Genomic DNA, 12,579 nt, shown 5'->3' on the forward strand with positions numbered 1-12,579 from the left:
GCATTTGAAGGTGCCAGCAACATGTGATTATTCCATCATGAACACAAAAAAAGCTGGCAATCCTCACCGCTGATATGCGCCACTAGCCCCATTCATTGAAACAGCTGCAACGTCGCTGCCACGGGCCGCGGCCAGCCTGGAGAACCCGTTATGAGCGAGAGTGTGTTTGCCGATCGCATCGTGCAGAACCTGCTCGACACCGACTTCTACAAACTGACGATGATGCAGGCGGTGCTGCACAACTACCCGAACGTGGAAGTCGAATGGGAGTTTCGTTGCCGTAACAGTGAGGATCTGCGCCCGTACCTGGCGGAGATCCGTTTCCAGATCGAGCGACTGGCCGAGTTGAGCCTGAGTGCCGATCAGCTGAGTTTCCTGGAGCGCATCAGCTTTCTGAAACCGGATTTCCTGCGTTTTCTCGGGCTGTTCCGCTTCAACCTGCGCTATATCCACACCGGCATTGAAAACGGCGAGTTGTTCATCCGTCTGCGCGGGCCGTGGCTGCACGTGATTCTGTTCGAAGTACCGCTGCTGGCCATGGTCAGCGAAGTACGCAACCGCTATCGCTACCGGGAAATCGTTCTGGAACAGGCCCGCGAACAGCTCTATCGCAAGTTCGACTGGCTGACCGCCAACGCCAGCGCGGACGAATTGTCCGAGTTGCAAGTAGCCGATTTCGGCACCCGCCGTCGCTTCTCGTACCGCGTACAAGAAGAAGTGGTGAACGTGCTCAAGCATGACTTCCCCGGTCGCTTCGTCGGTACCAGCAACGTGCACCTGTCCCGGGAACTGGACATGAAGCCGCTGGGCACCATGGCCCACGAATGGATCATGGCCCACCAACAACTCGGCCCGCGGCTGATCGACAGCCAGATTGCCGCCCTCGACTGCTGGGTCCGCGAGTATCGGGGTTTGCTGGGAATCGCCTTGACAGATTGCATCACCTCCGATGCCTTCCTTAACGATTTCGACTTGTTCTTCGCCAAGCTCTTCGACGGCTTGCGCCACGATTCCGGTGACCCGGTGCAGTGGGCGGAAAAAGCCATCGCCCACTACCACAAGCTTGGCATCGACCCCATGAGCAAAACCCTGGTGTTTTCCGACAGCCTGACGCTGCCCAAGTCCCTGGAGATTTTTCGGGCATTGCGCGGTCGGATCAATGTCAGCTTTGGTATCGGCACTAACCTGACCTGCGATATTCCGGGTGTCGAACCGATGAGCATCGTGCTTAAAATGACGGCCTGCAACGGCCAGCCAGTGGCCAAGATTTCTGATGAGCCTGGCAAGACTCACTGCAAAGACCCGAATTTCGTCGCCTATTTGCGACATGTTTTCCAAGTACCTGCCGCCCTTTCCAGTACATCAAGCAAGGAGTGAATTCATGCAAGCCGTACAGCGTGAGATTGCTGAACAGCTCAAGGTCCAGCCGCCGTTCGCCGACCAGGCCGCCCTCGAGGCCGAAGTCGCCCGGCGGATCACCTTCATCCAGGATTGCCTGGTCGATTCCGGGCTCAAGACCCTGGTGCTCGGCATCAGCGGCGGCGTCGATTCCCTGACCGCCGGCCTGCTGGCCCAGCGTGCCATGCGTGAACTGCGCGAGCGCACCGGGGACAGCAGCTACAAATTCATCGCCGTGCGCCTGCCATACCAAACGCAGTTCGATGAGCACGACGCCCAGGCTTCAGTGGACTTCATCGCACCGGATGAGCGCCATACCGTGAACATCGGCCCTGCAGTCAAATCCCTGGCCAGCGAAGTGGCGGCTTTTGAAGGCAAGCACGCGGTTTCGGTGGATTTCGTGTTGGGCAACACCAAGGCGCGGATGCGCATGGTCGCGCAATACACCATCGCTGGCGCGGCTCATGGCCTGGTGATCGGCACCGATCACGCGGCAGAAGCGGTGATGGGCTTCTTCACCAAATTCGGTGACGGCGCCTGCGACCTCGCACCGCTGAGCGGCCTGGTGAAAAATCAGGTCCGGGCGATTGCCCGCAGCTTCGGCGCGCCGGAGTCGCTGGTGGAAAAAATCCCGACCGCCGACCTCGAAGACCTGTCGCCGGGCAAACCGGACGAAGCCTCTCACGGTGTTACCTACGCCGAGATCGACGCCTTCCTGCACGGCGAACCGGTGCGTGAGGAAGCGTTCAAGATAATTTGCGACACGTACAAAAAGACCCATCACAAGCGTGTGATGCCGTTCGCGCCTTGAGGCAGGCGGCGCTGATACCGACGCCATCGCGAGCAGGCTCGCTCCCACAAGGACAGCGTTGTACCTGTGGGAGCGAGCCTGCTCGCGATGAACGATGACTGGGTCAAATGTCAGGCACAAAAAAAAGCGTCCCAGATAGACGCTTTTTTTGCATTTGAATCGATTACTTCAGGGTAACAGTGCCTTTCATCATCGAGATGTGGCCTGGGAACGAGCAGAAGAAACCGTACTTTTCAGCAGCATTGAGCTTCGACACATCGAAAGTTACCGAATCGGTTTCCTTCGCGCCGATGACTTTGGTGTGAGCAATGACGCGAGCATCACCTTCTTTCAGATAGTTCTTGTCGATGCCAGCCGACAGGCCGTCAGTGGCGATCGCCTGCATGTCGGCTTCTTTGCTCAGCACCCAGTTATGGCCCATGACGTTTTTCGGCAGGCTGCCAGAATGTTTCAATTCCACGGTGAACGTCTTGCAGCTCTTGTCGATGGTGATGTCCTTGGTATCGAAGGACATCTGGTCAGTGGAGTCGACAGTGACCTTGCATTCCGCGGCCATCAATTGGCTGCTGGCCAGTGTCAGCAGGGATACCGCAACAAGTTTGGCAAACATGGTGAATCTCCAAGGCAGGGTTAACAAAAGTGCTGATGGACAGAAGACTGCCTGAAATCTTCGCAAGTTCCTATGACCTGAATCAAAAATTGTATACAACTTTCGGGCTATGACACTCATCGAAACAATCTACCAGCCAGACGTCTGGCACGGCCCTATCATCAGGGCCGTCATCTCTCATCTGGAGCGTCTGTCATGTCTTTCAACAGCTTGTTGTGCAGTTTGCTCGCCGCCTACGCCTGCGGCGCCAGTGGCACCTGTGAAACGCCAAAACGCGAGGTTTAACCCTTGGAACGGGGCAAGCCTGCCTTTACTCTGTGGCCCTGATGACCATGGAGTAAGGCATGTCTTTATCGTCCGTTTGTGTATTTTGCGGTGCCAGCACCGGCACTAACCCGGCTTATCGTGAAGCGGCTGTCGCCCTGGGGCGAGCATTGGCCGAGCGCAAGCTGACCCTGGTCTATGGCGGCGGCGCCGTTGGACTGATGGGAATTGTGGCCGACGCCGCGCTGGCGGCCGGCGGTGAAGTGATCGGGATCATCCCGCAGAGCCTCAAAGACAAGGAAATCGGCCACAGCGGCCTGACCCGCCTGGAAGTGGTGGACGGCATGCATGCGCGCAAGGCGCGAATGGCCGAGCTCAGCGATGCCTTCATCGCTCTGCCCGGCGGCCTGGGCACGCTGGAAGAGCTGTTCGAAGTCTGGACCTGGGGCCAGCTCGGCTATCACGGCAAACCGCTGGGTTTGCTGGAAGTGAACGGTTTCTACAGCAAGTTGACGTCTTTTCTTGATCATATCGTCGGCGAAGGCTTCGTTCGCGAAGCGCACCGTGACATGCTGCAAATGAGCGAATCGCCGCAAACCCTGCTCGATGCACTGGACGCCTGGCAACCCTCGGTACCGCCAAAATGGACCGAGCAAAAACCCAGCTAACGGCTCGGTGCCGATACAGGGCAGAATATGCGCCGCTCAACCTCACCTTCGACCCCAGAGGATCGCCCATGGCTAAACCTAATTATTCCTTCGCCAAACGTCAGAGAGACTTGGCCAAGGAGCAGAAGAAAGAGGAAAAGCTTCAGCGCAAGAAAGCTACAGCTGAAGAAGAAGCAGCAGCACTGAACCCGGATACCGAAGGCGAAGTGGCTACAGACGAAACTGAAGCACCGAAAGATCAGGCGCCCGACGCCTGAGACCCTCAGGGCCCGATGATCTGATCAGGCCCACCGGATCTGTGTCCAGGGTCAGCAACGATGTTGCTGACCCTCACAGTCCAGTCTGAAAATTCCCCGTCCAGAACTGACTTGCACATCCCCATGTGGGAGCGAGCCTGCTCGCGATGACGGCGGCACACTTAGCAATTATTTGACTGATACACCGCTATCGCGAGCAGGCTCGCTCCCACACTGGATCTCCACTATTCCAATGGCATTACTGTGACCCGAACTTCGGGGTCGTGGCTGCCACCGCCCAGGATCACCCCACGCAAAGGCGACACATCGGAAAAATCCCGGCCCCAGGCCAGGGTGATGTGCTCCAGCGCCGGCTGCACATTGTTGGTCGGGTCGAAATCCACCCACCCCAGCACCGGGCAAAACACCGACACCCAGGCATGAGACGCATCGGCGCCGATCAGCCGTGGCTGGCCCGGTGGTGGCTGGGTCAGCAGGTAACCGCTGATGTACCGCGCCGCCAATCCCCGGGAGCGCACACAAGCGAGCATCAGATGCGCAAAGTCCTGACAAACCCCGCGCCGCCTCTCCAGCACTTCCACCAGCGGCGTCGCCACTTGGGTCGCTTCGGCGTCGAAGGTGAATTCGCTGAAAATCTTCTCCATCAACGCCTGAACTCCCAGCAGCAATGGCCGGCCAGGAGGAAAACAACTTTCGGAGAACTCGACGAAGCTGCGCTTCAAATGCACGTAAGGCGATTCGAACCGGTAACGGCAGGCTTCCAGCAGTTCAGGAGAGAGCGGCTGACTGCTGTAGGTCAATGCGTTGCAGGTCACTTCCCAGGCTGGCGATTGATTGAAGTCCAGCGATGGTCGCGCCAGCACTTCGACCGTCAGGCTGGCATTGACCAGCAACTCATCGTGCGGCCGCTCGAATGCCAACCGGGTCAGCGGATTACCAAACACGTCCAGCTCATCCCGGCGCGAGGTCGGATCGGGACTGATCTGCAATTGCTGATCGGTGCAGCGCTGCCAAGCACAAGCCCGCGGCCACAGGTGCGCCAGTTGCTGGGCCAGGGACACCGGGCTGTCATAGTGATAATGGGTGTCGTGGAAAATCTGGTAACGGGCATTCATCAGACGGACACCGTGCGTTGGCTGACATCATCGACATGGGCGAAATGGCGCAGGGCCAGGCGATCCGATACTTGTCCGCTGGCGTCGGCGATCTCCTGCAACAGATCGGCCAACCCCTCTATGGCGGCGCGAACACTGGCCTCGCCAAACAGTGAGTTTTCCAGGCAACCCAGATCGAAGCGCGCCAACCGCTCCACCAACTGCGGCAGACCTGTTTCGCGCGGCGCGCCAAAGTCGTCGTTCAAGCGCTTCAACGTGCGGGTCACCAGTTTCAACTGGAACAGCACCGCGTGAGGGTTCTGCTCGTCGAGCAGCAACAGGTCCAGCACCGGGATCAATTGCGCCACCGCCAAATACCGCGAGCGGTAAGTGATGCTGCTGTTGCCCAGCTCCAGCAGCCATTCCAGCCCGGCCTGATCGAAAGTCCCGGCGCCACGCAGAAACGCCGCCAGACTGCCGCTGAGAAATTGCAGCCGCTCGATCCGTCGACCGATCATCAGGAAACGCCAGCCTTCGTCCCGGGTCATGTCGTCGAGGGCAAAGCCGGACAGCGCCGCCAGCGACATCACTAACCGGTTGAGGAAGTCCAGTAACTCGCCGAAATCCGGCTCTTCGGTTTCCAGCGCCATGGCTTCACGCTGCAATTCCACCAACGCCTGCCAGTTTTCCCGCGAAAGCTTGCCGCGTACTTGCGAAGCCGCCCACTGCAAGCGTTGCAGGTTGGAGCGCAGGCTGAACGGCCAATCATCGCCGAGCAGCGCCGCCAGCAATCGCTCTGGCAATTCGCCCTCCTCCGGCAACAGATTCAAGCGTTCACCGAGATCAACCGCCGCCTCCAGGGCTTGCGGGTCATCGCCATCGACATAGCGCGCCAGCATGATCCGCAGTAGTCGTGCACTGTCATCGCAGCGCTCGCAGTAACGGCCGAACCAGAACAGGTTCTCGACCACCCGCGACGGCAGATACGGATCGCGTCGCACCAGATCGTGAACGCCAATGTTGCGCTGGGCTTTCCATTGTTCACCGCTGGGTGGGCGATCGCCCAATACCCAAGTGTCCTTGCTTGCGCCGCCGCGCTGCATCGACACCACCTCGGCATCGGCCTCGCCGGCAACCCGGGTCAGCCCGCCGGGCAGCACTCGATAGCCGTCCCGACTGGCGACTGCATACACGCGCATGCCGATGGCTCGCGGCTGCAACTGGCCACCTTCGGCCTGCCAGATCGGCGCTTGGGACAGCTGCGCCAATTCTTGCGCAACATAGGCGTAAGGCCGTGCCTGCATGCGCTCAGCCAAGGCTTGACGCTGTTTTTCACTCAAGTCACGACCAAACACCGGGGTGAAGCTCTGCGATGGAAACGCTGGTTTGATCAGCAGCTCCGGCAGCTTCTCCAAGGCCTGGGCCAACACCGGCGTTTCACCGCACCACCAGGTCGCGATGGACGGCAGGATCAGCTCTTCACCGAACAGATACTGATTAATCTTCGGCAAGAAGCCCAATAAACCCGGCGACTCCAGCACGCCGCTGCCGAGCGCGTTGGCCACCAGCACCCGGCCCTGGCGAACGGCTTCGAGTAGCCCCGGCACGCCGAGGGCCGAGTCGGTGCGCAGCTCCAGCGGGTCGCAGAAATCATCATCGAGCCTGCGCATGATCGCGTGAACCCGGCGCAGGCCGCTCAAGGTTTTCAGGTAGACCGTGGCATCCCGGACGGTCAGGTCGCCGCCCTCCACCAACGGATAACCGAGCTGGCGAGCAAGATACAGGTGTTCGAAATAGCTTTCGTTGAAACGCCCCGGCGTCAGCACCACCACCAGTGGCGCTTCGTCATCGCTCGGCGCCTGACGAGCGAGGGTTTCCTGAAGTGTGCGGAAGAATCCAGCCAGGTGCTGCACCTTCAAATCGCGGTACAACTCGGGAAAGGCTCGGGACACGATGGTGCGGTTTTCCAGCGCGTAACCGGCACCGGATGGCGCTTGAGTCCGGTCGGCCGTCACCCACCAGCGACCGTCAGGCGTGCGCGCCAGATCCACGGCGTACAGATGCAGGAAGGCCCCGTCGGGCGGCGAAATGCCCTGACAGGGCCAGAGAAAGTTGTTGTGACCGAACACCAGCTCAGCCGGCAGCAGACCTTCGGCGATCAAGCGCTGAGGGCCGTACAGGTCCGCCAGCACAGCATTGAGCAACCGCGCCCGTTGAGCGATCCCGGCCGATAACTGTTCCCACTCATCAGCGGCAATCACATGGGGTAGCAGGTCCAGCTCCCAAGGCCGGTCGGCGCCCTTGGGGTCGGCGTAGACGTTATAGGTCACGCCGTTTTCCTGGATCTGCCGGGTCAGCAGCGCCTGACGCTGCGCCAGTTGCATTGGCGTGCTGCGTTGCAATTGATCGAACAGCCGCCGCCAGTGCGGGCGCACGACGCCGCTGTCGTCGAGCAGTTCGTGATAAGTGCCCGCGGTCAGCGGGTAACGGTCAAGCAGGTCAGGCATGGAAAGCTCGGCAGACAGCAAAGAACGGTCAGACTAACGCAGGCTCATGACGCCCGGATATACGAAAAATCCGAGCGTCGCGTACGGTTTAGAAACGTCGCAAATCGAGAGTCATCGGCAGCTCGTCGTTAATTTCCAGATTCGGTATAGGAAGTTTCCCCGGCGTGTGTCCGAGACGGAAGAAACGCGCCATCCGCCGGCTCTCGGCCTCATTGGCGTTCACCGGCAGGCTGTCGTAGTTGCGTCCGCCCGGATGGGCGACGTGGTACTGACAACCGCCCAGCGATCGCCCCATCCAGGTGTCGAGCAGGTCGAACACCAGCGGCGCGTGGACCGGGATGGTCGGTTGCAGGCAGTTGGCCGGCTGCCAGGCGCGAAAGCGTACGCCGGCGACGAACTCACCGACCCGCCCCGTGGGTTGCAACGGCACCGGAATGCCGTTGCAGGTCAGCAGATATCGCTGAGGCGGCAGGCCGCTGAGTTTGACCTGCAAACGCTCCAGCGACGAATCCACGTAACGCACCGTGCCACCTGCCGTGCCTTCCTCGCCCAGTACATGCCAAGGCTCCAGCGCCTGACGCAATTCCAGTTGGATGCCGCTGACGGCGTAGTCGCCGACCTTGGGAAAACGGAACTCCAGATGCGCCGCGAACCACTCGGCCCGCACGGGGTAACCGGCGGCATTGAGGTCGACGATGACGTCGGCAAAATCCTGCTCGATAAAGTGCGGCAACAGGAATCGGTCATGCAGCTCTGTGCCCCAGCGCGCCAGTTTCGGCGGCGCATAAGGCTCGCGCCAGAACCGTGCCACCAGCGCCCGCAGCAACAATTGCTGAGCCAGGCTCATGCGCGCATGGGGCGGCATTTCAAAGGCTCGCAGCTCCAGTAATCCGAGGCGCCCGGTGGCGCCGTCCGGCGAATAGAGTTTGTCGATGCAAAACTCGGCGCGGTGGGTGTTGCCGGTCACGTCGATCAGCAAATTGCGCAGCAAGCGATCCACCAGCCAGGGTGGACACTCCTCGCCCGGCTTCGGCATCTGTGCGAAGGCGATTTCCAGTTCATACAACGAATCGTTGCGTGCCTCATCGACGCGCGGCGCCTGGGACGTCGGGCCGATGAACAATCCGGAAAACAGGTAGGACAAGGACGGATGGTTGTGCCAGTAGCTGATCAGGCTGCGCAACAAATCCGGACGGCGCAGAAACGGTGAGTCAGCCGGGGTCGCGCCACCCAAGACGAAATGGTTGCCACCGCCGGTCCCGGTGTGCCGGCCGTCGATCATGAACTTCTCGGTGGTCAGTCGAGTCTGGCGCGCCTCTTCGTAAAGAAATTCGGTGCGCTCCACCAACTCATCCCAGGTGGCGGACGGCTGGACGTTAACCTCGATCACGCCCGGATCCGGAGTAATGCGAAAGTTGCTCAGACGCGGGTCACTCGGCGGTTCATAGCCTTCCAGCAACACCGGGCAATGCAGCTCCTCGGCGGTGGCTTCGATGGCCGCGACCAGCTCCAGATAGTCCTCGACCCGCTCCAGTGGCGGCATGAACAGGTACAACCGGCCTTCGCGCGCTTCGGCGCAGAATGCGGTGCGGGTCAGCCAGTCGGCGGACTCGTCGATCCTTGGCGCACGCTCTTCAGTGACAGCAGGTTCGCCATGACTCTGCAGTTGGGCGGTGTCCGGCAGCTCGGGAAAATCCTGATTCGGGTCGACGGGATGAATGAACGGATACTCCGCTGCCTTCACCCAGGGCTGCGAACCGAGTGGCAAGCGATACCCCAGCGGAGAATCCCCCGGCACCAATCGGCAATGTTCTTCCCGCAGATACCAGCGACCGCTCTGCCACTGATCGCCCTTGGCGGTGCGCGCCAGCGGCAGGACCTGGCCGATAACCTTGTCCAGGCCTTGACTGAAGACTTTGCGCAGGCGCGCCCGCTCCAAAGGTTCTTCCAGCCGTGAGTCTTCGGCGCTGACGTTCTGCGGTAAAGCGCCTTCGCGCCAGAGGTAATAGAAATTGTCTTCGTAGGCCGGGAACACAAAGCGTGTCGGAATTTTCAAGCGTTCGGCGACACTCGCCAGAAAACGCCCGGCCAGTTCACCATCGGCGCCGTAGTCTTCCTGCTCATCGGCAATCAGCGCGCTGTTGTGCCAGATCGGCACGCCGTCGCGGCGCCAGTAGCAGTTCAGCGACCAGCGTGGCAGTTGCTCGCCTGGGTACCACTTGCCCTGACCGAAATGCACCAGGCCTTTGGGCGCGTAATGCTTGCGCATGCGCTGGAACAGTTCGGCGGACAGGCGACGTTTATTCGGGCCGAGCGCGGCGGTATTCCATTCGGCGCCGTCCGGGTCATCGATGGAAACGAACGTCGGCTCGCCGCCCATGGTCAGGCGCACATCGTCCTCGAGCAGGTCGGCATCGATCTGCCGGCCCAATGCCTGAATCGCCAGCCATTGATCTTCGGTGTAGGGTTTTGTTACCCGCGGTGCTTCCCAAATCCGTTCCACGGACATCTCGTGGGTAAATTCGCACTCGCACGGTTCCACCAAGCCACTGATCGGTGCCGCAGAGGACGGATCAGGACTACACGCCAACGGAATATGCCCTTCACCGGCAAACAGCCCAGAGGTCGCGTCCAGGCCGATCCAGCCAGCACCAGGCAAATAGACCTCGCACCAGGCGTGCAGGTCAGTGAAGTCCACTTCGGTGCCCGAGGGACCGTCGAGGCTTTTGACATCGGCGGTCAACTGAATCAGGTAACCGGACACGAAACGCGCCGCCAGGCCGAGGTTGCGCAGCAATTGCACCAGCAACCACGCGGAGTCGCGACAGGAGCCGGAGGCATGCTCGATGGTGTATTCCGGGGTCTGTACGCCTGGCTCCATGCGAATCAGGTAGCCGATGTCTTCGCTGAGGCGCTGGTTGAGCGCAACCAGGAAATCCACGCTCGGTAGCGGCGTGCGATCGATGCCATCCAGATAGGCCTTGAATTTCGGCGTCAGGGGCAAGGTTTCCAGGTACGGCGCCAGCTCTTTACGCTCATCCGCAGCGTAGGCGAAAGGGATCTTTTCGGCATAGGGCTCGAGGAAAAAGTCGAACGGATTGAAGACGGCCATCTCGGCCAGCAAATCGACCTCGATCCGCAGCTCATCGGTTTTCTCCGGGAACACCAACCGCGCCAGATAGTTGCCCTGGGGGTCCTGCTGCCAGTTGATGAAATGCTGCTCGGGGGAGACTTTCAGCGCATAGGACAGTATCCGCGTGCGGCTGTGGGCAGCCGGGCGCAGGCGAACGATCTGCGGACCGAGCTCGACAGCGCGGTCGTAGCGGTAATGCGTGACGTGGTGCAATGCGACATGGATCGACACGGCGTGCCTCCTGCGAGCCTGGACGTTATCGAAAGCGGCGCAAGACTTATGCCATACCGGCAGGTCGGACCCTTTCTTCGGTTACTCAAGGCAGTAGAGCACTAAAAGCGCGCATTGCTCGCTTTCGTGTGCACAGGGGCGCACATAAATGTGGCGGATCGATGGACGAGCCTACTTAACGGCGGCGCGATGCCTTGAGGCTCTGTTTCATGCGCTCTCGCTCATGGCGAATATCCACCAGCTTGCTTCGCATTTCTCGTTGTCCGTTGCTATTGAGAAAAAGCAGCCCCAGTAAAGGGGACAGCAAGGCCAACACATAAATGGCTCTGGGGGGGGCGTAATGGATCATCGGCAATACGAACAGCAGGCATGCCACCAAAACCCCGGCCACCACCCACACCCACCACGGCCTTCCACGCACAATCATGAAATTGCTATGAACAACCAGCAGCGTCAGTGCTGCGCCTGCCAGAAAAATGTACAACCCGCTGTCAGCAAGCGGCGCATTCTGGAAATAGGTGACGAACGACAGTGCAACTGCAAAGGCGAGTGAAAAGTAGGCGGCAAAAATCCCGCCAAGAAATGCCAGAAAGTAACGTCTGAAAAATGCCTTGAGTGTTAGTTGTTCGCTCACTCGTCGATCTCCTCATACAGGCCGATCGCAACAGTTTTGACATTGCCTGACAACGCACTTCCAGTAAGGCCGATCGCAGCCCCTAACGAATCTTTGATCTGGGTAACCGTGCCATGCTTGAGTTGAGTTGGCGTGAAGCGCTTAGGCAGTTCTCCCGCCAATTGCTTCAATTTCAACATTTTCGATGTCAACCTTGGATCATTGATGCTCAGAAGTTCCTTGGTCAGCTTCGCCCGTTCCTGCCTGTTCAGCCCACGAAGTACATCGCGCAGGCTTTTCCCAGTAGTAGCTTTGGCGACCCTGACCAGTTTGATGGTGGTCAGAGCAGATGCCCCAACACCCACCAGTGAAGCGGCATCCAACCCGATAGATGCATTCTGGTACCACGCCTCGCTGTCCAGCCAATCGTTCACTTCAGGTTTGGCCACTTCAAGGGTGGTTCGTGTGATGCCATTGAGGCACTGAAGACTGCTTGCACCGGCGGCGGTATAAGCAATAGCTACAACGACCGAACTCACACCCGCGCTGAACGGAACCAGGATCGTTCCGCTGGCAATGACAGCCCAACTGATCACCGCCCCGGCGCACGACAGTGTGGTATTCACTGCCTCTGCTACCAATCGCGATTCCCGCGGATTGCTCTGCACCTGATCAGCGAATTGAGCCGGTGCAATGTACTTCTGCGCCTCGCGCAAAATGATTCGCTTGGGCTTGATACTGCAAATCGGCTTGAACTCGCGTAGGGTCACTACGTTGAACTCGGCGTCGATGTACACCACGCCCGCACCGACGATTCCGGGGTCGGCGTCGATGGCGGCGAACAGGCGTGGCAGGTTGATCTGGCTTTCGATGCGTTGGCGGGCCATGAACTGGGAAGGGCTGTAATCCATGCCTATGCCCGGTAAGGGGTTGCTCATGTGAATCGTCCTTGAAGATCGGGGGGGGGGAGATCTTTATTGCCTGTGCCGCCAT

The 12,579-nt window shown here is 59.7% G+C and carries 10 protein-coding genes; 4 read left to right on the top strand and 6 right to left on the bottom strand.

Features of this window, described 5'->3' with window-relative positions; all coding sequences use genetic code 11:
* Positions 1–150 precede the first annotated feature (150 nt).
* Complete coding sequence (pncB, locus tag PMI30_RS15275) at positions 151–1,377, top strand: nicotinate phosphoribosyltransferase (RefSeq protein WP_008009787.1); 1,227 nt, start codon at positions 151–153, stop codon at positions 1,375–1,377.
* Positions 1,378–1,381: 4 nt separating this feature from the next.
* Complete coding sequence (gene nadE / locus PMI30_RS15270; RefSeq protein WP_008009789.1) at positions 1,382–2,209, top strand: ammonia-dependent NAD(+) synthetase; 828 nt, start codon at positions 1,382–1,384, stop codon at positions 2,207–2,209.
* A 163-nt stretch (positions 2,210–2,372) separates the two neighbouring features.
* On the opposite strand, the gene azu is transcribed toward nadE, so the two are convergent.
* Positions 2,373–2,819, bottom strand: a complete 447-nt coding sequence (azu, locus tag PMI30_RS15265; RefSeq protein ID WP_008009790.1) for an azurin — start codon at positions 2,817–2,819, stop codon at positions 2,373–2,375.
* A 344-nt stretch (positions 2,820–3,163) separates the two neighbouring features.
* Here azu and PMI30_RS15260 point away from each other — a divergent pair, with 344 nt between their 5' ends.
* Entirely contained in the window at positions 3,164–3,751 is a 588-nt protein-coding gene (locus tag PMI30_RS15260) for a TIGR00730 family Rossman fold protein (protein WP_008009795.1), read from the top strand.
* Positions 3,752–3,819: 68 nt separating this feature from the next.
* Complete coding sequence (locus tag PMI30_RS15255; RefSeq protein WP_007902706.1) at positions 3,820–4,008, top strand: hypothetical protein; 189 nt, start codon at positions 3,820–3,822, stop codon at positions 4,006–4,008.
* Positions 4,009–4,232: 224 nt separating this feature from the next.
* Here the strand turns inward: PMI30_RS15255 and PMI30_RS15250 are convergent, their stop codons facing one another.
* The 5 genes from PMI30_RS15250 to PMI30_RS15230 form a co-directional block, all read right to left on the bottom strand.
* The gene (locus PMI30_RS15250; protein ID WP_008009798.1) at positions 4,233–5,123 is read right to left on the bottom strand and encodes a transglutaminase family protein; all 891 of its coding nucleotides are present in this window, start codon (positions 5,121–5,123) and stop codon (positions 4,233–4,235) included.
* Entirely contained in the window at positions 5,123–7,609 is a 2,487-nt protein-coding gene (locus tag PMI30_RS15245) for a circularly permuted type 2 ATP-grasp protein (protein ID WP_008009800.1), read from the bottom strand. Before PMI30_RS15245 ends, PMI30_RS15250 begins: the two co-directional genes overlap by 1 nt.
* 88 nt (positions 7,610–7,697) lie before the next feature.
* Positions 7,698–10,973, bottom strand: coding sequence for a transglutaminase family protein (locus PMI30_RS15240; protein WP_008009802.1), 3,276 nt, complete (start codon positions 10,971–10,973; stop codon positions 7,698–7,700).
* 175 nt (positions 10,974–11,148) lie between these two features.
* Complete coding sequence (locus tag PMI30_RS15235) at positions 11,149–11,607, bottom strand: hypothetical protein (protein ID WP_008009804.1); 459 nt, start codon at positions 11,605–11,607, stop codon at positions 11,149–11,151.
* The gene (locus tag PMI30_RS15230; protein ID WP_008009806.1) at positions 11,604–12,524 is read right to left on the bottom strand and encodes a hypothetical protein; all 921 of its coding nucleotides are present in this window, start codon (positions 12,522–12,524) and stop codon (positions 11,604–11,606) included. Before PMI30_RS15230 ends, PMI30_RS15235 begins: the two co-directional genes overlap by 4 nt.
* Positions 12,525–12,579 lie beyond the last annotated feature (55 nt).

It is taken from the genome of Pseudomonas sp. GM50, assembly GCF_000282375.1.
Taxonomy (GTDB): domain Bacteria; phylum Pseudomonadota; class Gammaproteobacteria; order Pseudomonadales; family Pseudomonadaceae; genus Aquipseudomonas.